Origin of the sequence: Methanothrix soehngenii GP6 (genome assembly GCF_000204415.1) — an archaeon.
GTDB classification, from domain to species: domain Archaea; phylum Halobacteriota; class Methanosarcinia; order Methanotrichales; family Methanotrichaceae; genus Methanothrix; species Methanothrix soehngenii.
The window spans coordinates 37776-57766 of record NC_015416.1 but is presented as its reverse complement, the minus strand read 5'-3'; the positions used below and the strand labels follow the sequence as shown (position 1 = coordinate 57766).

Genomic DNA, 19991 nt, shown 5'->3' with positions numbered 1-19991 from the left:
AATGGGTTCAATTAGAGTCCCGGATGGGAGTGCTGGCGATTTATCGAATGCCCATTTTGCATAGATATTTGCGCATTATTGCATTAGTATGTTTCTCTTACACTGGATCTTATGTACCGAGATGATAATAGACCACGATTCCATATAAATTGATTGCAAGCTGGCCTTGAGGCCTGGCCATTGCAGGCTGATGATTTTTGCCATCAAACAGCACTCAGCCACCAAGCCCTAAGGAAGGGATATGCCTCGGGCCGATCACTGCCGTTTTTCAGAACCCGGAAATCATCCAGGCTCTCTGGTCGGACTGATTTGACTGCCCAATCGGAACTATGGTTGCTTTTTTTAGACTCCATAAAATAGTGCGCAATTGTTTCAGGGGTTTCATTTTAGATGATACCTTTGTAAAGGCAAGTCCTCTGCAAGAAACCTGATTCGAGCCAGAATACTTCTCCAGGCGGATGAAGGGCACCATGATGTAATACGTTAAATAAATATATATGAATAATAATAGATAATTTTGAACCGCCATTGAAATATAAATGGATGCTCGCTATAATCAAGGGTGATGCAATGAGATCAATGCGAAGGATTTGGCTAATATTTTTGATCATACTGATTACGGGGATCTGTGCGGCTCAAGTTCCTGACCTCGTGGGCTACTGGGCAGGATCTGCGCCGGCATATTTTATTGAAGATGGAGCTCATGATCTGGTGGAAGACGACCGCATTGTTCTTGCTGTCGTCGAGCAGACGGACCGCCTCTTCACAGGAAATATAACGTTTATGCGAGATGGAGAAGAGGTTGTAGAGGCTTTTGCAGGAGCAATTAGTGCGGATAACAAGACGTTATACATTGCCGAGAGTAATGGATATGGCTTTGGAACGATAATCTCTGAGAATGAATTTGAGATGTTTTATCTCGAACATGGAACGCCAGCGATAGCTGCCATTGATCAATTCCATAGGATAAAAGCATAGTCTGCCCATTAAAAATTCCTTTTTTCCGCCTCATACGAGTTAAAGAGATGTATGCCTTCGAGTCGCATCCCGAGGGCTCGCGCCCCTGTAGGCGGGGTGGGGCGTGGTTGCCTGGACTCGTGGTAGCAATAATTTCGGGAGATCCGCCCTGGGATAATGCTTGTCGTTTGCCGCGGACTTGCCCATTTGGGGATAGCCCAGAACGCTGAAGATATTGAAATATCTTAATGATAGTTTTATTGGTTGGTATCCGATCATGGTAGTTATCGATGAAGTTGCAAGTGCCCTGAAGATGGATCGTGACGTTCTGGTTTCAGGCTAGCATCAAGGCCTTCCTTGAAAAAGAACTCAGGTGCATCGAAGCAGAGATATTCGAGATTAGGAGAAAGCATGACGTGAGATCCATACTCGAGCTGGATGATAAGCTGAAAAAAGGGGAAGTTCGGGAGGAGGATGTTCTGGAGGATTTTCAGGAACTCGACTATCTGGAATCAAGGAGAGATGAGCTATTAGCAGCGATGAAGAACCTTCCTCAATAGCGGATCTAGTGATGTTAATGAGAATTATCGATACAGAATATGCAGATATTTCGACAGATTCCATCATTTCTCGCGGCAAGCTAAGAGCTTTTTTAGGGGCAATTCATAATCTCTCCAGCTATGTAGATCAATGGGAAGATATGGCAGTAGCGCCAGACATCCCAAGTATATTGCACTCCGCTTCGGCTCAGCCAATGCACCACCATCGCCTCATCCCAGGAACTCCTTTACTATCAATACAGTCTCCTCAGGATGGCTGATCCAGAAGATGTGCCCTGCGCCTTCGATCTCCCGCATCTGTGCGCCCGGAATTTTTCGGGCGATCTCGAAGCTATTGGGCGGCGGAATCAGCACATCTCGTTTGCCGATTATCACCATCGTAGGCGCGCGAATAAAGCCCAGGCGCCCTTCGACATCGAACTCATTGAAGGCCTTGAGCTGGGCCTCATAGGCAGCAAGGGTTCCAGGAAAGGCGAGATTGGCCTGGATCTTCCTCTCCACTATATCCGGATGGGCCTCAATGAACTCCGGCGGATAGCATACCGCTCCAGTCCACCAAAGGTAGTCATGGGCGGAAAGGTCCGTCCTCGGATAGAAATACTTCTGGATCTCGGGCGGCGGATTGGTCCTGGAGCTTCCACCAGCGGTTGTGCCTCCGAGCACCAGCTTGTCGACTTGCTTGGGGTAATCCAAAGCCATTTGCAGAGCAATCATGCCCCCCATGCTTCCTCCGAATACATGGGCATGATCAATTCCCAATGCATCCAGCAGGCCCGCGGCATCTTTTGCCATCTGCCCTATGGTTAAGGGGCCAGGAGGCTGATCGCTGCGCCCTGCTCCGCGGTTGTCAAAGAGAATCACCCTGTAGCTTTCTGCCAATCTCTGGGGCACTATCCACCCCCAGTCGAGCGAGTGGCCCCCCCAGGCCCATGATCATGAGCAAGGGCTCGCCCTGGCCGTGAACCTCGAAATACATCTCTATATCGTCTACAGGGACTCTGCCTGCAGAAATCGGTTCGCCAGTCTCTTTCATGGCTCGATCAACGGAATTCATCTGAGCATAATGACCGCTAAAAAGTTAAAAGTTTTTCTGCAGTCTGTTCGCAGAAGAAATACAAGCCAGCTCTTTCAGCCGGGAAGCATTCACAGATCGCTCCGGGGTGTAGGGGCAGCGGAAGCCTCGGTCTTTAGGCCGGGGAGGAGCGTGCCCCACCCATTACTTTCGCTGTGCTCTGCATACATATTTAACATGCCAAATCCATCTCCTGTATTGTACTTGGGCATCTTAGGCACCCTCGCGGTAAACCGCTTGATGCTGATCCTGTATGGCTCTGCCAGACTCTTGCCCGAAAGGGTGCGGTCGAAACACGATTTGAAGCCGTCTTTGGCAGATCTGAGGCCAATGTTCCAGCAAGACTGGGACCTCTGCAGATCGTCGCTGCATGTAGGCTGGCCTGGAGGTCCGATCTGGTCTCTGATTTTTGGAACAGACCAGATCAGGGCTGCTGAAAGCTCCGGTCTTCAGGCCGGAGTAGCTTACGTAGTTGGTTATGACATTTTCCGAACTCATCTATATTCTTCCTAATGCTTCTCAAATAACTCCAAATACCTATGCATTTTAGCCTATTGCTGGAGTTGGGAATTGTGGATCCCTTTTCAATGAAAATAATTTTGGGCTGTAGATGAAAGCAGAAAGGAATGGATGAATTAAAGTCTCTAGCGTGCGAAAAGAGCCTCTTCGATGAAGATGCAGCTCATGGAGCCTGTGCTTACTCCAGAGCGATATCTGTTTTGAATCCAATAGCAGATGCCATGCATGTGGTCCAAGGACCACTTGAATGCGCTACATGCGCTACATATGCCTGGAACGCGCGTGGAAGCATTTCCAGCCAACCAATGCTTCATGGTAAACGAGATAAGATATTCTTCGATAATTTAGGATTATCTGCTCAAGTCATGCGGGAGCTAGCTGCAGCCTGCAAGCCCCAGGCCATATTCGTCTATTCCACCTGCATGACCGAGACAATGGGTTGCGATGTCAGTGAAGTGTGTGAATCTGCGGCGAAGGATCTGAGGATACCTGTCATTCCGGTGGGTAGCATGGGTTTCCAGGCGGAGACGGGATACGAAGCAGCATGCAATGCACTCTTGAGGCTGATAGGCAGCAGGAGCTACAAGCCCATAAGCCCCTATTCAGTGAACATCCTGGGAGATTACAACATTGCAGGAGATCTATGGCCTATCAGATCCTACCTTGAAGAGCTGGGTATTGAGGTGATATCTGCAATAACCGGTGATTCAAGAGTTGCAGAGATTCAGAGGGCTCATTGCGCAGATCTGAATCTGGTACAGTGTAGCAGCTCCATTGGCTCCCTAGCCAGGCGATTTGAAGAGGAGTATGGCATACCCTACCGAAATGTGAGCTTCCTGGGCATCGAAGAGACATCTTCAGCCTTAAGAACTGCCGCGGAGTTCTTCGAAAATCCCGGCATAATTGAAGAATCCGAGAGGATGATCGGTAGTGTCCCGATTATGATGTAAAATAGTAGTAATAATCCTGGCGATGTATTGGATGCTGCTTTGGTAGTAGCAGCATTTTTGATCATTTGCAAGAATTATAATAGGCCCTGTATTCATACTTGAGTTGTCTCGAAATCAAGGAGGACACAAGGCCATGCAACCATTAGAGCCAGTAATAAATTATCTTGTCGATGTCCCGATTGAGATCGGGACTCTTTCCCCGTAGGTGAAAGATCCGAATAGCGGACTGAAGCAGGTCATAACCGAGTTCCTGAACGCGGTAATGCTGTTTGAGGCATATCTGCAGAGCGGTGCGCTTCCCTACGAGCGCAGCCCTCAGAGAAAGGCCCACAGAAACGGCACTAGATCGAGAACCCTCAAGACCCGCGTTGGCGAATTGACCCTTAATAAGCCTCAGTTCAGAGAATTCCCATTTGAATCAAGCGTATTTGAAAGATACTGTCGTGTAGAACAAGCTCTGCTAATGACGATTGCAGAATCATATATCCAGGGCGTTTCAACCCGAAAAATGGAGGAATTGGTCAAAAACTTCGGTTTGAACAGGTTATCTGCGTCTGAGGTCTCTCGTTTATGCAAGATTCTCGACGAAAAAGTGGAGGAGTTCCTCAAGCGCCCAATTGAAGTCAAGATTCGCTATCTGCTGGTTGACGCCACCTACTTCAAGGTGAGATGCGGTGCCCAATACAAGAACAGGGCTTTGCTGGTTGTAGTGGGGATTCGCGAGGATGGTCTCAGAGAGATCCTGGGCGCCAGCATAGCGGAATCAGAGGACAGTGGCTATTGGATGACACTATTCAGAAGCCTCAAGGATAGGGGATTAGAGGGCGTCGAGTTGGTGATATCAGATGCACACAAGGGAATTCAAAAGGCAGTGGAATCGTCTTTTGTGGGAGCCTCCTGGCAGATATCGCTGACTGAAGTCAGCGAGAGTTTCGACAAAGTCGAAACATTGCCGTTTTCACCATTCAAGAGCGGTCCTGGAGAGCATTCCCAACAAGGACAAACAGGAGATCGCCGATAAGCTAAAAGAGGCATCCGATGACGAGATGAAGATGCAAGAACTGGCGAAGGAGCTGAGAGATAGAGGTTACGATCCTGCTGCAGAGACAATCGACAGGTTCAGATTCGATCTATGGAATTATAAGGCGTATCCGAAGGCCCATTGGAAGAGGATACGAACCACAAACATCATTGAGCGCATCAATAAGGAATTAAAGCGCAGAAGCAGACCTGTAGGAGCATTCCCGAGTGATCAATCCCTGATGAGATTGGCAGGATGCATCATGATAAATATAAATGAAGAGTGGGTCACAGGTAAAAAGTATTTAACGATGGACGTATAGTAATGATAGTAGGATACAGGGCGGCTAAATTACAGCAATTTCGGGACACTACCCCCAACCGGCCCCCAGGCGGCAAGCCCACGCGGCCACGCGCGCCCATGCGAGAGCACGCACGAACGCCTGCAACATCAACTCCGCCATTAGGGCCATGTCTAGAGGACGAGCCAACTGAATGAGAAGCCGTCGGCTCCGTTATTTTAAAATGGCCTGAGCTTCATGCGGATGCAGAACTTTGGTCTTGAACTCTTTCGGGATGCTATAGCCCCTTAGAATTCTGTCGGTGGTTATGAAAAAGTCCACGTCGTAAGCCAGAGCGTATCCCAAATGCACCAAATCAGCTGGTTTGATTCTTGAATCTTTATACTTGCTGTGGTTATACAGATTGTAGCAGGTAGTAGCAACTGCTTCATTAGGGTGAAGAAATGAAATTCTCAGGCCGCTCCAGATATCGATAAGCTCGTGAAGCTCTTCACGATTATGCTTGTCCTCCCGGCCTTTCCACTCACCTTCAACGCATATGATGACTACTTCTCCAAGGACGGATATGGGAACACATAGCGAGATATCAGGATGACTGCTAAGATGGAATAAAAATTTTTTAATATCGTACGGATTTATATCCCGCTTGGTTAGGCTTTCGCTCTTATGGCTGATGGAAAAGAAGAAAATATCCGCATCAATGGCTGCTCGCCGCATAGCCATTACTCTTTTCCAAATGCCTTCTTTATGCGAAACATCATCTGGTCATGCTCTTCTTTGGAGACCTTCCAGAGTATCTTGCCGTGGATGTCTGTTGCTCCGCCGTAAGGCATCTGGTTATCATCTAAACTGTAGTACTGCTCTGGTATCTCTTCGGGAATGAGCGACTCCTCCTTCCAATAGATGCATTTTTGCGCATTAGCCAACAGAAATCTAAATGATCTGATTCATATTTAAATTGATCCATCGCACTGTAAACTGCCATGATACCCGTTGGCCCTGCCACGAGCGAAGCACTGGGGAGCGCGACCTTGGACTCCGGCGAGGATGCAGCACAGCTGATGAGCTGCTGTGCAAGTAGCCTACAATTCGCAATAATTGCAAATCTGGAGACGACAGCCCCGAAACTTCGCCCAAGAATCTCTGTGCGTCCTCCGTGCGCTCTGTGGCTCTGTGGTGTGATCGGTAGTTGTTCGGTTATAATTTTCAGCTAGTAATAAAAGCTGACCCGCCATTGCTTCCCAAAATCCAGCCCCCCTTGAAAAGCTGCCCATCAAATAGGCAAGCCCCCAACCGCACGCCCGACCGGCCTCCCGGCCCTCCATGCGACAAGCCCACGCCGGCACGAGCGTCCATGCGAGAGCACCCCAGAATGCCCGCCTGCCAGACAGCGATGCAGCCCGATCATTCCCGCACACTAGCGGAAATTGATCGTAAATCGTGGGGCACCGGCCAGGGTTCAGCCCGGCCGATGGGCTGCCAGGCCTGAATTAACCCCGACCAGGCGAGGTGAATTATCCTGGACGATATCTGCAAAACGGTCCTGGCCTAAACCCCCTCCACATGGATCTCTTTGGGCACACCGGCCGGGAAGAGTATATCGTTCTCATACATCCAGAAGCCGTCCCAGATGCTTATCACATGATTCACGCCGCCCTGGACGCTCAGGTTGAATACGCCATTCTGTCCTACGCCCACGAGCGCTCCATCGACGTAGACCTGGAAGGCGGATTTGCCGGGATAAAGGATCGATACCGGTGTATCGCCAGAGGAAGGTGCAGCAGAAGGTTGCAATGTTGATGGTGATGGTGCAGACTGCTCTGACTGCCCTGCTTCTGTGGGATAGATTGGGGGCTGAGCCGATGGGGCCTGGGCGAATACATCGATTATTATAACGTTGCTCGGCTGGTTATCCACCACAAAATAGAGCATATGTCTTCCCATCTCATCCGCCCGGTACTTCATGCTGTTATAGCCTTGATGGAACTGGTAGATCCTGGACCTCTGGGCGTTCGTTCCATTTGTGATGCTCTCGAAAAATCCGCCTGTTCCTCCCAGGGGTACGCGGCCGACCAGATCAAGAGTCGTTCCTACTGGGCTTACCAGATACTGAGTCCAGTTTTGCCTGCCCCGGATCCAGAGGTCATTGGCCTGGGGAGCGGTGATGGACAGATACTGAGCATAAGCCAGTCCCTGGCCGTTTCCATAATAGAGATAAGATGGTGGAGATTGTGTAACATTGAACTTAACGGGATTGCTCACGATCTCGCCGTCCATGGGAATGGCCTGGGCATAATAATACTCCCTGTATGGAGCGAATGTAGATGATGGCGCCATATGTCTGGAGAAGGTCAGGTCGGAGCTGTACCAAGGGTAGGATGGAACAGGAGAATCCAGCCAGCGAACCATGCCAGCTATTCCCGGGTCCATTAAAGAAGCCCGATCAATGGGAGTAACGTATGCTCCCTCTAGCCAGTCAACCGGATAAAGCTGGCCTATAGCCGGAGCGGTTTCACCCTCGGCTGATTGGGCCAGGGGAGTTGCCAGGGCAACGATCAGTGCCAATAATATCAATTTCAATGACATCGTTCTCATAGTATTACCTCGTTTACATTCTGCCTTCTTGAAATTCATAAAGCTATTGAGAATAGGGATATGCATTCAGAAGTATTGAGGGGCTGAGTGCTGAGCAGTTGACCATCGTTTAAGACAGAGCGGCTCATATTCTGCCCCGGTAGTAGGCGAGACTCTTAGCATGTGGGCGGAAGAGATCCATCAGCCTTGCTTCCTCCAACGGGTCCAGGGGTCGGCCGTCCTCGCCCAACCTGGCCAGTTGCTGCACTTCTTCCGGGCTGGAGCATCCCACAATGGCGGTGGTGATATCCCGAGAGAGGGCGAACCGGATCAATAGCTCTGGTGTGATCCCCAGATTTGGTGCGATGTAGTTTCGTGCCCCCAATACCTTCATTCCTATCACGGCTATTCCTTTATCCAGGGCAGCAGTAATGACCCTGTCCATGAATCCGCCGATTATCGCCTCTGCCGGATTGACGGGAAGGAGGACGGCATCCAAAGGCCAGCTCTCTATCGCCGCCAGGATTACCTCTGGATCGTGGTGACCGGTAACACCGATATACTTCGTCAGGCCCGAATCCCTTGCCTCGATGAAGGCCTTTAGGGCGCCATTGGAGGATTCGATCTCCTCCTTCTCCCTTCTGGTGCGGAGGTCATGGATCTGCCACAGGTCCAGGCTCTTCAATCCCATAACCTCCAGAGTCTCAAACAGATCGGCCCGGGCTTCATGATATTCGCGGGCGGCTGACTTGCTGGTCTGAAATATGGTGGATCGGTTCTCCTGATGGCTCCTATAGAAACTGCCGTAATATCCCTGGCTGCCGGCATAGGCCTTGGCAGAATCAAAGTAGCTAATGCCCCTGGTTGCGGCCTCCTCAATAACCTGCAGCGCATCCCTTCCCCGGCCGTAGGTGCGGAGCACTCCTTCTCCTCCCAGGCCCACGCGGGTGACGGATGGGCCAGTCCTTCCAAATAGCCTGGTACTAATCGCCATAGAGATCCACCATTTCGATATTTCCTGGTTTGGGTATGCTTTGATGTTGGTATTAATCATGTCGTTTGAGATGAATGAGGCAGGCAATCGGATTAATGGGTGATGGCTCTTTAGGGAAGCTTGGATAGGTAGGCATTGGACGCTGATTGCTCAGATATCTGAGCGAATAATCTGCTGGCGGATTCATGAGATTGATCTTGAAAGAAAAAAATAAAAGAGGGCTTTGCAGGCAGTTCCAGTCCACCCCCAAAATTACTTATGCATATATTTCAGTTCGCCTTTATCGGCCACCATGGTGAATCGGTGGATCCGGAATCAGATCAACCCTTGGCCTCAGGCTCTGAGTGGATGAGTCCCTCCATTTCATTCTGGCTTTTCACCGATATAGATGCCTCTGCCATAAGATTTGTAGTCGTCGAAGGGGCCGGAGGGTTTTGGTGATGAGCTTCTCTCTGTGCATTCCACCACCTTGCCTCCTATCCTGGCAAAGAATGTGGGCGATGGGTCAACCATCTCTCTGATCTTTTTTTGCTTTTCTGAGAAGAAATAGTAACCATCTGGCTCCATTTCAGAACATCCTCCTTTCTGTGTATGAAAGCGCATATCTATATCTGGTTGATCTATCGAACTCATCTATATCCGAATTGGCGTTCATTTTATTTGATCTCATTTCAAGCAACCTCGTAACCCTTTCCATTCTCTCTCTTCCTTAATTTCTGACCGCAAGTCTCGCATTCTGGTTTTGGATTATTTTCATTATGTGCTATCCACATGGAACCGCACATAGGACATCTCGGCAACACCATTCTCAATAATTCTCCAGATATACTATATTATTTATAACATCTAACACAATCTTTCCCTGACATTCCCCATCTCAATAATCGTCCTCTTACCGGACCAATGCCAGCAAATTCTTGTCTGCCATTGAATTGATGTCGTTTGAGCTCAAGAACCTCAATGGATTATCATCCATAACCAGCAGGGGAGAATCAGGAGCAGAGATGCCCATGGATTTGAGCTGCAGCAGTGATTCTTTGCTTCTCATGTCTGCTTCTTCAAAACTCAAATTAGCCTCTTTTAAGAGGCACACCAAACGCTTACTTTGCGTGCAATCCTCTGTCGTATACAGGATATTCCTTCTCATTTTCCAACTCCTTGAAAGAGTTGGCCGCGGTGTTTGCCTTGGAGCGCCAAAATGCTTTAATGCATAGGCGCTATTTAGAGCAATCAACCTGATGGAGTCTCTCGAGTTTGCAGACCAGAAGGGCTTCATCCGGCCATTTCTTTCTATGTTTTTTATACTTATCACTTAATTAATCTGCTTATGCTGATCAGATATGATGAATCCTTGCTGATGGATTCAGCTTGAAAGATCCGGTCTTATTGGATCTGATCTGGCATTGCCTCAAAACTTCTATTCTGAATGCTATATTGCAGCGCAATGTCTTTGTTTTGAATCAAGAGATTGATCCCGTTCATCGATGCTTTCAGAGAATGAATAACATCTATGCTCGAACAATCAACATAGCGCACATTCGGCATTCAATACCCAATCCGAGCCATCGGATTGGGCCTTATAGGCCGGGTTTAATCATGGATGCATCTAAGGACGCATCGCGTCCGTGCTCTCGACTAAAATTGCGAATTAAGAGCCACGACATGCTTTAGAGGTCCTCGCTAAAGTTATATATATTTTGCCATCAAGCCCTATTAGAATATATCTATTTATTTAATTTATATTATATCGTTCCTGGGTTTTCTCCTGGTTATTACCTATGAATTTTACCTTATATTCTCACCTGTATCCCCTTATGGTATGCCTATTACTTCCTAATATTTGCCTAATATCTTCGCCACTGCTCTATGTATGGAATGCATATTGAATCCCTTATCGGCCAGGTACATCATGGGGCATCTGCCGGCTATGTAATGCACCACCGCATCCTGACTCATCTTCTTGGTCCCATCAGTCTCCGTTCTCCAGTGTATCCAGAAATTCTTGATGCCGATTGTCTTTAGCTCTTCAACTGCATGTGCAGGATCCTTTTTTGTCAGACCAATTACTGCACAATCTATTTCAGGGGATAGATCGGAAAATTGTGATACGCTTCCTTTTTCAGGATCGTCTGACAAATCGACGATGTAGATCCTCTTTCCTTTTCTTCTCCAGCTCCTCGATTGTCCACTTCATGGCCGGCTTTGTCCTATCTGTGACCACCACAAAGCTCTCGTTCTCCCAGAATGATTCTTGCTCAGTCATGCCGCCCTACCTCTGGTATATGTTTAGAGCTCATAGTATATAGATAGTTTTGCTGATAGCTCACTAGATTGTCATATTGATAGATCATCAAATATCGGTTGGAGCGATCAACTCAACAATTCAATTGCGATACATTTTAATATTTCGCTTTCAGTCTAACATCCCACATTCCGCACTTCGCATAAAATAATCCAAGAAATAGCCTGTGATTAAAATAGGAAAGATTATTTAATAGCAGCTACAGCTTCTTCCCAGAAGGGAAGCAGCATGGAGATGGATGTCCAATCTTACTTGATAGGCCACCTTGGCATTGTAGCAGGCTCATTCGATGCATTGAATCTCGCGGATGTAATTGATCGGGTTCTTCCAAAGAGAGGCTCGCGAAATCTTCCCCATTCAGTAATTATTAAAGCTATGATCCTGAATGGCTTGGGTTATACTGGTCAGCGACTTTACCTCTTTCCTAATTTTTTCAAGACAATCCCTACCGAAAAGCTACTTGGCAAAGGAATTTGTCCGACTGACCTCAATGATGATGTCGTTGGAAGGACACTCGATGCGATCTACAAATACGGTGCTACCGAGCTTTTCAATGAGATCTCTTTGCACATCATGAAACAATTTTCCTTTGGAACTCAACTGCTTCATGCAGACACAACAAACTTCGGAGTTTATGGAAAATATGAGAATGATGCACCAGACAGTACCGATTCTATTAAAATTACTTTTGGCCATGCCAAAGATGGTAGAATGGATCTGAAGAGGTTTGTCCTCGGCATGGTCACAAATCAGTTTGGCTTGCCTCTCTTCACTGAAGCTTACTCTGGGAACAAATCTGATAAGAAAAGCTTAATGGAGATGATACAAAAAACGCAACAAGCGATCGATTTAGATGATGATAATTTTTGGGTCGCTGATAGCGCTCTGTATACTGAAGAAAATATTAAACTAATGGGTACAGAAACAAAATGGATTACACATCATGCGTCTTCGGTTAAGACCACAATCCCTCCCTGAATCGTTCTCTATTGACATGCGGATCAAGTGCCTCACTTGAACACACATTTAAGACTGTAGAGAAATCATGCTCTATTCCAAGGTAATCCAATATCGCAGACAATAGATGCGAGGAATTTTGGACAAAGATGTTACTCCATCTCAATTGAGTAAAGCGAACCATTTTGGCACCGGGATTTAGTTTTCGCACTATCGAATACAATTTTCTGCTGACAAGAAGCGTCAAAATTGAGACCCAGATTAAGGCCTCAATCGCGTATGGGCTCTTTGTTGTTATCTGATCTAGCGCATATCTGCTCTTCAATTCTTTGAAGATGAGTTCGACTTCCCATCTCCCAGAATAAACCGCTGCAACCTCTGAAGCATTTAATATATCTGATGAAATATTAGTTAGATAAAAGTGATGTTCTTCTGCTTCGGTATTATAAATGGCGACTAATCTAAATATCTTATTATCTTTTTTGCTCTCGCCGCGATAGGATCTTCGGTCAAATGATACTTCCACATTTACATCAAAAATATCATCGGATTTTTCTAGTTTAATATCTTTCAAATGTTTCCCGTTTAGATCAACGCCACGGGTATTGCGTACCTGATTTGTTCCTACTATTAAGGGATTTGCATTGCTCTTGAGGCGAGAGACAAAGGATCCGCCGTTTTCAACTATCCTGCTGAACAGTTGATATTTGTAAAATCCTAGATCTATTAATAATATTATATCTTTTACCCAGGGACCTATTTTTAAGGTCTTTACATCGTTGGTATTCTCAGGCAGTATCGAAATGCTTTTTGGACTATTGGCTATGGCACTTGTTAAAAATGCCACTTTTACTCCTGCAGCCACTTTTCGGGAACGAGTGGCTGGCCACTTATCAGCAAGGCTTTTATGAAGCCGAATAATAGTGCTATCTTGAATCATTACATCCCGAAAGCTAGCTAGACGGTCACCCAAAATCCTACTGGGTTCTTCAGAAATGTGCTCTATGCCGTGAATCACACATTCTCTGAGAAATTTTACCAGTTCTGGAGTGAAACGATCATGCCAACTGCTGTCTGAAATTGATACTTTCCCTCTGACTTCGTAAACGCGTTTCAACTCCACTATAGTTCGATACAACTGTGAGCCATAGCCGATAGCGAGAGTCCAAAACATTATCACTGGATCAATCTTTCTTTCTCTTTCGATCAATCCGCTCTCTCTTGCTTTATCTCGAATCCACTTGGATTCAAACATCCTGGTTAGTTCTTGCTCGACTATATCTTTCTCAATTTGTGATACTCCTTTTCGCATGCTAATCCCTTGGATTGAATATAGTATCACATATTCCATATAAATCTTATTAGATGAACTATTTCAGAAGATAAATTAATGTGCATTTATAACGATTGTGCTAGGAATGATCTGCTAACCGAAGACGCATGGATTACACATATGCCTGCTACGGTGGCAGAAGCTCAAGAGCTCCTCAGTTCCAACTTAAATATGATTCCTGGCAGCGATCCACGATACGCTTTTTATGCTACTGATATCAATTATGGCGGCGTCCCTCAGCGTGCAGTTGTTGTTTGGTCCAAAGAAATGAACGAGAGGAATGAAAAGACATTTGAGAGAAAAATAGAGAAAGAAACTATAGAAGCAGGAAAAGATCTCAAAAAGCTAATGAGAAAGAAATTTGCCTGCATACCGGACGCTGATAATGATTTGAGATTATGGCAATCCTCACATCCACATCATCTCCTCGATAATGTGCGGGTTGTGCCTGTTATGGAAAAAGCAGAAAAGAAACGAGGAAGACCGAAAAAAGATGAGCTTTTAACTGCGAGCTATATGATTCAGGGAGAAATTAAATTAAATGAAGAAGCTCTGATCGAAGCTCGCAAGAACTTAGGTCGATTCGTTTTAGCCAGTAATCAGGTCGATCTTGATCCCGAGGTTATGCTAAATTATTATAAAGGACAGCAAGCGGTGGAACGTGGATTCAGATTCTTGAAGGACAAAAGTTTCCATGTCTCTGAGGTCTATCTCAAAAAAGAGGAGAGAATAGAAGCACTTTGCATGATTATGGTGTTAAGTCTTCTAATATATTCATTTGCTGAATGGAAGCTCAGGCAAGAACTCAAGAAAACCGGCCAGACTGTGCCCAATCAGCTAAATAAACCAACACAGCGACCCACAATGCGCTGGGTCTTTGAGATTTTTATGGGCGTTATAGCATCGGCTATTATGGACGGTGAAACAATCATAAAAACAGTTATACATCTAAGCGATCCCCAGAAAACCATTCTGGAATTATTAGGTAGTGAGTGCAAAAAGTATTATGTGATGGGGTGAACTGCGGAATGTGGGTAACATATAATCCTAGCATCATTTATGTCAGGCTTCAGGATAAGACACAGAAAGCCTTGATTGGGGTTGATCTACATTCGCAAGAGAAGGTGCATTAGATTTGATGACGATCGGGAGAATTATCCCATCCAGCAAACCTGGGATCATTTGAGAGGATACAGGAGAGCCTTATCATGACTGCAGGGAACCAGGGGAACCAGGCGATCCAGCCGGGCGAGATGTTCCTGGGAGGAGTAATCGACCCGGTTAGCGGCCAACGCATGCAGAGGGACATCATTTACGATGCCCGCAACCTGACCACCCATGGCATCATCGTAGGAATGACGGGCTCGGGCAAGACAGGCCTTGGAATAGTCATGCTGGAGGAGGCTCTCTCCTCGGGAATTCCCTGCCTTATACTGGATCCAAAAGGGGATATGGGCAACCTGCTCCTGAACTTCCCATCGTTCTCTCCCCGAGACTTTCTCCCCTGGATCAATGAGGCTGAAGCAAAAAGCCAAGCTACCGGCACCGATCAGCTCGCCGTCCAGATATCAGAAAGCTGGAGGTCTGGTCTGGCAGAATGGGGAATAGGGCCAGACCGAATGCAAAAGCTTGCCGATTCTGCGAGTTGTACCATTTACACCCCAGGTTCAGTATCCGGGGTCCCGATCAATGTGGTCGGATCGCTTGTTGCCCCCAGGCTGGACTGGTCCGACTCCTCGCAGGCGGAGATCGGGCGGGATGAGATCGAGGGCCTGGTCTCCTCTTTCCTGGTGCTCGCCAGGATCGATGCTGACCCCATCTCCAGCCCGGAGCACATTCTCCTGGCAAACATCATCGAGAAGGCCTGGAGCGAGGGCCGGGATCTGGACCTGGGATCTCTGATCTCTCAAGTACGGCATCCGCCCATGAGAAAATTGGGGGTGTTTGAGATCGATAGCTTCTATCCCCAGAAGGAGAGAGACCGTCTAGCAATAAGGCTCAACGGCCTGATTGCATCCCCCTCTTTTGCCGCCTGGATGGCGGGACCTCCCCTTGATATCGAGAGAATGCTGTATTCCTCCCGTGGCCAACCACAGGCCTCAATAATCTATCTAGCTCATCTCTCAGAAGCCGAGCGACAGTTCGTGGTCACTTTAATCCTCTCCAGGCTGATAACCTGGATGCGAAGACAATCTGGAACTCCGGACCTCAGGGCGCTGGTCTATATGGATGAGGTGTTTGGCTTCGCTCCACCTACCGCCGAGCCGCCATCGAAAAAGCAGATCCTGACCATTCTCAAGCAGGGTCGGGCTTACGGGGTGGGCATGGTCCTCTCCACTCAGAATCCGGTTGATCTGGATTACAAAGCGATGTCCAATGCCGGGACATGGATGATCGGCAGACTGCAGACGGAAAGGGATAAGGCCAGGATTCTGGAGGGAATCGAATCGGTCTCCGGCCAGACAGACATGAAGCTCTTCGACCGGCTGATCTCAAACCTGGGCAAGCGACAGTTCGTCCTTCAATCGGCCAAGGCCAAAGAGCCGGTGATCTTCACCAGCCGGTGGTCTATGTCCTACCTGGCAGGACCTTTAGATAGAAACCAGATCGAGAGGTTGACCCGTGATCACCCTCTGCGCAGCATTTCCATATCCTCTTCCTCCGCCGGCGCTGGGGCTGCCTATGGGACCGCCGCTAGCACGAGCTTCAAGATCGCCTCAGCTGCCGCCTCACAGGAAACGCTGCGGCAGGAAGGAGGAATGGAGATGACCAGGAGAAGCTCTGGTGGATTCCCTCCAGCCTCTGGAGAGATATCCAGGGATGAGAGCCAGGTGGCTCCCCGAGTGGATCCATCCACTGCAGTCTATTATCTGGATCCATCAGCCCCCTGGGCATCTCAGGTGCGGTCAATGCCCGGAGGAAAGCGGCTCCAAGCAGGCCTGATCGCCCGTGTCCATCTCAAATATGATGACAATAAAGCAGCGGTCGATCATACCGAGGAATGGGAAGCGATTTTCTTCCCCCTTAGCAAACGCTTCGATCCCAAGTCGGCAATTAACGTCGATTATGATGATAGAGATCTGACCAGCAGGCCGCCCGACAGGGCAATTTACCTGCTGGCTAAAGCAGATCTGGATAAAGCGTCCTACTTCAAAGAAGCGAAAAGCGCCTTGCAGGATCATCTAGTAAGAAGTCGCAGCATAAGCATCCTACGCAATCCTGCCCTGGATTTGTACTCCAGGGTGGGCGAGTCGAGGAATGATTTTGAGAGAAGATGCTTCCAGGCAGCTGAGGATAAGGCAGATATTGAAATGGCGAAGCTCAAAGATAAGCATGAGTCCTCCATCAACCGAATAAAATCCCAGCTCAACAACGCTGATCGAAGGGTTCGAGAGCTCAATACAGATACCCGTCAGAGGCAACAGGAAGAGCTGCTCCACGGTGCTGGCGATCTTCTATCAGGGCTTCTCGGTGGCCGGCGTCGCTCCCTGAGCCTGGGCGGGGCAGCATCCCGGCGCTCAATGACGATTCGCACTCAGGAGCGTCTGCGCTCTGCAGAAGAGAAGAAAGAGGAAAAGGAGAGAGAGCTGGAGGAGCTCGAGGATAAGCTGGCAGAGGAGATTTCGCTGATCTCCGATCGATGGAAGGTAGCGGCCGATCAGATCGAAGAGATCAAGATTCCCCTGGAAAAGGCAGACGTTGATGTGGAAGAGATGAGCGTCTTGTGGATTCCAGTAGGATGAAACATCTTTTTTTCAGATGTGCCTTAAAAAAATAATTGATCTCATAGCTATGGGGTAGACCAAAAGCTCTCACTCTCGGCAGGTGCCTCGCTCGTTGACCTGAGGAAAGTGCCGGAGCCAGCCTATGTAGCATCCTCTTTCCAGATGCCAAACAGATCATAGTATTGCTGCAGATCAACTGGAAAGCCGTCAATCCTTCCCATCAGGCTCGGCATTATGGAAAATCACATGTGCAAGCATATTATCCGCCTTGCATTAGAAGTCGAAATAAGCCGGCCCTATTGAGTAGTACATCTCTGCCGGAATGCCATTTATCAGCCCATTCTTGTCAGGCTCGGGCAGTCCTGCAAAAGCGGAACTCTGGTTCCAGCTGGCATCTATCTCGTGAACAGGGGTCATAATCCTGTTCACAGAGTATGGAGAATCCTGTTTCGAGCCGTTTTGGGGTTTATCATTCGTCTCATTGCCAGCACTAAAAGGAGAGGTTATGCCCAGCCAGTCCTCGCTAAGTGGGTCCGCCTCGCTCAGATTGCTTTGACTGCCAGCCGCAGGCGGACTGCTCTTTGGCCCCAGATTTTTCTCCAGCCACGCCCGTCCAAAGTCGCCGCCAACCTTCTGAACCTTATCAGTGCCGCTCATTGCCTGTGCAAAGGCCAAAAGAGAGAGCGCCATAAGCAAGATCAGAATCCACCTCATTAGAACCGTCTCCTCGCATTTTTTAGGAACATAATTCGGCTGCTGATTAAGATAAAGATATGCGGCTTGATATTTATAGCCTACTCCCCTCTAATAATGATCCTGACCAGCAGCGATAGCCTAAAGATCAGCTGAAAAAAGATAAAAAGAGCATGCCAGCCCCAACAATAATAAAAAAATGATATGATAATTCAGTCAGGAACCGGGGATTCTCAATTCCTCAGCTATGAGACGATCACCCTCTGTTATGCTCCTCCAATAGATGAAACTTCAGCTCTTCCTTCGACTCAAATATCATGCGACAGATCTTGCATTTGAACTTACCTTCTCTCTTTGATCCGGTGCTGTCCATCAAAACACCTCGAATCAAGATGGCTATTTAATTCATTATTATTTCAGCTTTTCCATTCTCAAGCTTATGCTATCCATTCATAAGCAGATCAAAGCTCCATGAGGAAACTGCTTTGCTGGGCAAACGCTTATACTCAAATAGAGACTAGTAAGATTCAGATAATAGATTCAGGCTTCCGGATACCATCAAAGGTATCCAGATACCTTGAATCGGCTAAAAAGAGGATTAGCAGAAAGAGGATAGTGGTTTTCATGGCAAAAAAATATAAGTGCACTCTCTGCGGCTACATCTATGACCCTGAGATAGGAGATCCGGACTCCGGCATCGCCCCCAACACTCCCTTTGAGGAATTGCCAGACAGCTGGACCTGTCCCCAATGTGGGGCATCAAAGAGCGACTTCGAAGAGCTAAAATGAATAGCAACCAGGTGGATGAGAGATGACCCTTGTAAGAGAGATCAAGCCGGGAGTATTTTCCATCGGGGCGATAGACTGGGACCGCAGGCTCTTTGATGCCCTTATCGCCCTGCCCGATGGAACCAGCTACAACTCATATCTGGTCCGGGGAAAGAACAAGATCGCGCTCATCGATGCCGTGGATTCTACTATGGCCGATGTGCTCATAGAAAACCTGAATGCTCTGGGCATAAAGAAGATCGACTACATCATAGTCCAGCATGCCGAACAGGATCACACCGGGAGCCTTGGCCGGCTGGTTGAGCTATATCCCGATTCCACAGTTGCCGGCTCGGCCAGATGCCTGGAGCTGCTGGTTGAGTTCGGCCTGGTGGATAAAAAGAGAACGCAGGAGCTGAAGGACGGCGATGTAATCGATCTGGGAGGCAAGAGCCTGCAGATAATCTCCGCGCCCTGGGTTCACTGGCCAGATACCATATTGTCCTATCTTGCCGCGGACAGAATTCTCTTCAGCTGCGATTTTCTGGGATCGCATCTAGCCACCAGCACTCTATATGCAGATGAGGCAGTGGTCTATAGAGCGGCAAAGAGATATTATGCAGAGATCATGATGCCCTTCCGCCAGCACATTAGAAAGCACCTGGAAAGGATATCGAATTATGATATTGACATCATTGCCCCCAGCCACGGCCCCATCCATGCCCGTCCAGAATTCATACTAAATGCTTATGGAGAATGGGCCTCGGACGAGGTGAAAAACCAGGTGGTTTTGCCCTTTGTTTCCATGCACGGTTCGACAAAAGCCATGACCGACTATATCGCAGATGCTCTGATCGCCAGGGGAATCGAGGTCAAACGATTCGACCTCACCAACAGCGATATAGGTTTGCTGGCCGAGGCCCTAGTCGATGCTTCAACCATTGTAATTGGCACGCCCACGATGCTCTCTGGCGCTCATCCCCTGGCCCTTTATGCTGCCATCCTGGCCAATGCCCTCCGGCCGAAGACCAGGTACGCATCCATAATCGGATCATATGGCTGGGGAGGGAAGATGCTGGAACAGATCACCCAGGCTATGCCCAATCTCAAGCTGCAGCTCTTCGATCCGGTGGTGGCCAAAGGATATCCCAAGGAGGCCGATTTTCGCCGTCTGGACCGGCTGGCGGATGAGATTTTAGCCAAGCACCGTGAACTAATGCATGCCCAAAGCGCGACCAAATGAAAGCTCAGAAATGACGAATACA

20 protein-coding genes and 3 pseudogenes are annotated in these 19991 nt (G+C 48.0%); 10 read left to right on the top strand and 13 right to left on the bottom strand.

Annotated elements, in window-relative coordinates; all coding sequences use genetic code 11:
- The first annotated feature begins 603 nt into the window (after positions 1-603).
- Both MCON_RS00260 and MCON_RS15855 read left to right on the top strand, forming a co-directional pair.
- Positions 604-978, top strand: coding sequence for a hypothetical protein (locus MCON_RS00260; protein ID WP_232844308.1), 375 nt, complete (start codon positions 604-606; stop codon positions 976-978).
- A 395-nt stretch (positions 979-1373) separates the two neighbouring features.
- Positions 1374-1517, top strand: coding sequence for a hypothetical protein (locus MCON_RS15855; protein ID WP_157863591.1), 144 nt, complete (start codon positions 1374-1376; stop codon positions 1515-1517).
- Positions 1518-1727: 210 nt separating this feature from the next.
- Here the strand turns inward: MCON_RS15855 and MCON_RS00250 are convergent, their stop codons facing one another.
- Together MCON_RS00250 and MCON_RS00245 are read right to left on the bottom strand one after the other, a co-directional pair.
- The gene (locus MCON_RS00250) at positions 1728-2408 is read right to left on the bottom strand and encodes an alpha/beta fold hydrolase (RefSeq protein WP_157863590.1); all 681 of its coding nucleotides are present in this window, start codon (positions 2406-2408) and stop codon (positions 1728-1730) included.
- Complete coding sequence (locus MCON_RS00245; RefSeq protein WP_048131561.1) at positions 2365-2571, bottom strand: hypothetical protein; 207 nt, start codon at positions 2569-2571, stop codon at positions 2365-2367. Before MCON_RS00245 ends, MCON_RS00250 begins: the two co-directional genes overlap by 44 nt.
- A 644-nt stretch (positions 2572-3215) precedes the next feature.
- Between MCON_RS00245 and MCON_RS00235 the strand changes: the two genes are divergently transcribed.
- Positions 3216-4058 (top strand): nitrogenase component 1, encoded by an 843-nt coding sequence (locus MCON_RS00235; protein ID WP_013718040.1) that lies wholly within the window; start codon positions 3216-3218, stop codon positions 4056-4058.
- Between the two features lie 205 nt (positions 4059-4263).
- Positions 4264-5401, top strand: a pseudogene (locus tag MCON_RS00230) (IS256 family transposase).
- A 192-nt stretch (positions 5402-5593) separates the two neighbouring features.
- Here MCON_RS00230 and MCON_RS00225 read toward each other — a convergent pair.
- Together MCON_RS00225 and MCON_RS00220 are read right to left on the bottom strand one after the other, a co-directional pair.
- Complete coding sequence (locus MCON_RS00225) at positions 5594-6103, bottom strand: PIN domain-containing protein (protein WP_048131557.1); 510 nt, start codon at positions 6101-6103, stop codon at positions 5594-5596.
- Positions 6103-6306, bottom strand: a complete 204-nt coding sequence (locus tag MCON_RS00220) for a hypothetical protein (RefSeq protein WP_013718038.1) — start codon at positions 6304-6306, stop codon at positions 6103-6105. The genes MCON_RS00225 and MCON_RS00220 overlap by 1 nt, the downstream gene beginning before the upstream one ends.
- Before the next feature lie 263 nt (positions 6307-6569).
- On the opposite strand from MCON_RS00220, the gene MCON_RS15850 reads away from it, so the two are divergent.
- The gene (locus MCON_RS15850) at positions 6570-6869 is read left to right on the top strand and encodes a hypothetical protein (protein WP_157863589.1); all 300 of its coding nucleotides are present in this window, start codon (positions 6570-6572) and stop codon (positions 6867-6869) included.
- A 59-nt stretch (positions 6870-6928) separates the two neighbouring features.
- Here the strand turns inward: MCON_RS15850 and MCON_RS00215 are convergent, their stop codons facing one another.
- The 6 genes from MCON_RS00215 to MCON_RS15840 all read right to left on the bottom strand — a co-directional run bounded on the left by MCON_RS00215 (position 6929) and on the right by MCON_RS15840 (position 11211).
- On the bottom strand, positions 6929-7975 hold the full coding sequence (locus tag MCON_RS00215; RefSeq protein WP_013718037.1) for a hypothetical protein: 1047 nt from the start codon (positions 7973-7975) through the stop codon (positions 6929-6931).
- Positions 7976-8099: 124 nt separating this feature from the next.
- Positions 8100-8948, bottom strand: a complete 849-nt coding sequence (locus MCON_RS00210; protein WP_048132690.1) for an aldo/keto reductase — start codon at positions 8946-8948, stop codon at positions 8100-8102.
- Positions 8949-9311: 363 nt separating this feature from the next.
- Positions 9312-9515 carry a hypothetical protein gene (locus tag MCON_RS00205; RefSeq protein ID WP_013718035.1) on the bottom strand — a complete coding sequence of 68 codons (204 nt, stop codon included), beginning with the start codon at positions 9513-9515 and terminating at the stop codon, positions 9312-9314.
- A gap of 325 nt (positions 9516-9840) precedes the next feature.
- Positions 9841-9996, bottom strand: coding sequence for a hypothetical protein (locus MCON_RS15845; RefSeq protein WP_157863588.1), 156 nt, complete (start codon positions 9994-9996; stop codon positions 9841-9843).
- Positions 9997-10781: 785 nt separating this feature from the next.
- Positions 10782-11084: a CoA-binding protein gene (locus MCON_RS00200; RefSeq protein ID WP_013718030.1), complete on the bottom strand. Its 303-nt coding sequence runs from the start codon at positions 11082-11084 to the stop codon at positions 10782-10784.
- Complete coding sequence (locus MCON_RS15840; RefSeq protein ID WP_013718029.1) at positions 11068-11211, bottom strand: hypothetical protein; 144 nt, start codon at positions 11209-11211, stop codon at positions 11068-11070. Before MCON_RS15840 ends, MCON_RS00200 begins: the two co-directional genes overlap by 17 nt.
- A gap of 267 nt (positions 11212-11478) precedes the next feature.
- On the opposite strand from MCON_RS15840, the pseudogene MCON_RS00195 reads away from it, so the two are divergent.
- Positions 11479-12207, top strand: a pseudogene (locus tag MCON_RS00195) (IS1634 family transposase); the annotation flags it as partial.
- Here MCON_RS00195 and MCON_RS00190 read toward each other — a convergent pair.
- Complete coding sequence (locus tag MCON_RS00190; RefSeq protein ID WP_083804753.1) at positions 12206-13519, bottom strand: IS4 family transposase; 1314 nt, start codon at positions 13517-13519, stop codon at positions 12206-12208. The pseudogene MCON_RS00195 and the gene MCON_RS00190 sit on opposite strands and share 2 nt — an antisense overlap.
- A 117-nt stretch (positions 13520-13636) precedes the next feature.
- Between MCON_RS00190 and MCON_RS00185 the strand changes: the two are divergent.
- Positions 13637-14560, top strand: a pseudogene (locus tag MCON_RS00185) (IS1634 family transposase); the annotation flags it as partial.
- 188 nt (positions 14561-14748) lie between these two features.
- Positions 14749-17283, top strand: a complete 2535-nt coding sequence (locus MCON_RS14970; protein WP_013718025.1) for an ATP-binding protein — start codon at positions 14749-14751, stop codon at positions 17281-17283.
- Positions 17284-17538: 255 nt separating this feature from the next.
- On the opposite strand, the gene MCON_RS00175 is transcribed toward MCON_RS14970, so the two are convergent.
- Positions 17539-17979 carry a hypothetical protein gene (locus MCON_RS00175; RefSeq protein ID WP_013718024.1) on the bottom strand — a complete coding sequence of 147 codons (441 nt, stop codon included), beginning with the start codon at positions 17977-17979 and terminating at the stop codon, positions 17539-17541.
- Between the two features lie 235 nt (positions 17980-18214).
- Complete coding sequence (locus MCON_RS17220; RefSeq protein WP_455429672.1) at positions 18215-18331, bottom strand: C2H2-type zinc finger protein; 117 nt, start codon at positions 18329-18331, stop codon at positions 18215-18217.
- 251 nt (positions 18332-18582) lie between these two features.
- Here MCON_RS17220 and rd point away from each other — a divergent pair, with 251 nt between their 5' ends.
- Together rd and MCON_RS00165 are read left to right on the top strand one after the other, a co-directional pair.
- Positions 18583-18747: a rubredoxin gene (gene rd / locus MCON_RS17020; RefSeq protein ID WP_157863859.1), complete on the top strand. Its 165-nt coding sequence runs from the start codon at positions 18583-18585 to the stop codon at positions 18745-18747.
- Positions 18748-18769: 22 nt separating this feature from the next.
- The gene (locus MCON_RS00165; protein WP_013718022.1) at positions 18770-19969 is read left to right on the top strand and encodes an FprA family A-type flavoprotein; all 1200 of its coding nucleotides are present in this window, start codon (positions 18770-18772) and stop codon (positions 19967-19969) included.
- Positions 19970-19991 lie beyond the last annotated feature (22 nt).

Coding starts and splice junctions, on each gene's coding strand:
- MCON_RS15845 (WP_157863588.1), bottom strand. CDS start 9,996: ATGAGAAGCAAAGAATCACTGCTGCAGCTCAAATCCATGGGCATCTCT.
- MCON_RS00165 (WP_013718022.1), top strand. CDS start 18,770: ATGACCCTTGTAAGAGAGATCAAGCCGGGAGTATTTTCCATCGGGGCG.
- MCON_RS15840 (WP_013718029.1), bottom strand. CDS start 11,211: ATGACTGAGCAAGAATCATTCTGGGAGAACGAGAGCTTTGTGGTGGTC.
- MCON_RS00205 (WP_013718035.1), bottom strand. CDS start 9,515: ATGGAGCCAGATGGTTACTATTTCTTCTCAGAAAAGCAAAAAAAGATC.
- rd (WP_157863859.1), top strand. CDS start 18,583: ATGGCAAAAAAATATAAGTGCACTCTCTGCGGCTACATCTATGACCCT.
- MCON_RS00175 (WP_013718024.1), bottom strand. CDS start 17,979: ATGAGGTGGATTCTGATCTTGCTTATGGCGCTCTCTCTTTTGGCCTTT.
- MCON_RS00235 (WP_013718040.1), top strand. CDS start 3,216: ATGGATGAATTAAAGTCTCTAGCGTGCGAAAAGAGCCTCTTCGATGAA.
- MCON_RS14970 (WP_013718025.1), top strand. CDS start 14,749: ATGACTGCAGGGAACCAGGGGAACCAGGCGATCCAGCCGGGCGAGATG.
- MCON_RS00190 (WP_083804753.1), bottom strand. CDS start 13,519: ATGCGAAAAGGAGTATCACAAATTGAGAAAGATATAGTCGAGCAAGAA.
- MCON_RS17220 (WP_455429672.1), bottom strand. CDS start 18,331: ATGGACAGCACCGGATCAAAGAGAGAAGGTAAGTTCAAATGCAAGATC.
- MCON_RS00215 (WP_013718037.1), bottom strand. CDS start 7,975: ATGAGAACGATGTCATTGAAATTGATATTATTGGCACTGATCGTTGCC.
- MCON_RS00245 (WP_048131561.1), bottom strand. CDS start 2,571: ATGAATTCCGTTGATCGAGCCATGAAAGAGACTGGCGAACCGATTTCT.
- MCON_RS00210 (WP_048132690.1), bottom strand. CDS start 8,948: ATGGCGATTAGTACCAGGCTATTTGGAAGGACTGGCCCATCCGTCACC.
- MCON_RS00225 (WP_048131557.1), bottom strand. CDS start 6,103: ATGGCTATGCGGCGAGCAGCCATTGATGCGGATATTTTCTTCTTTTCC.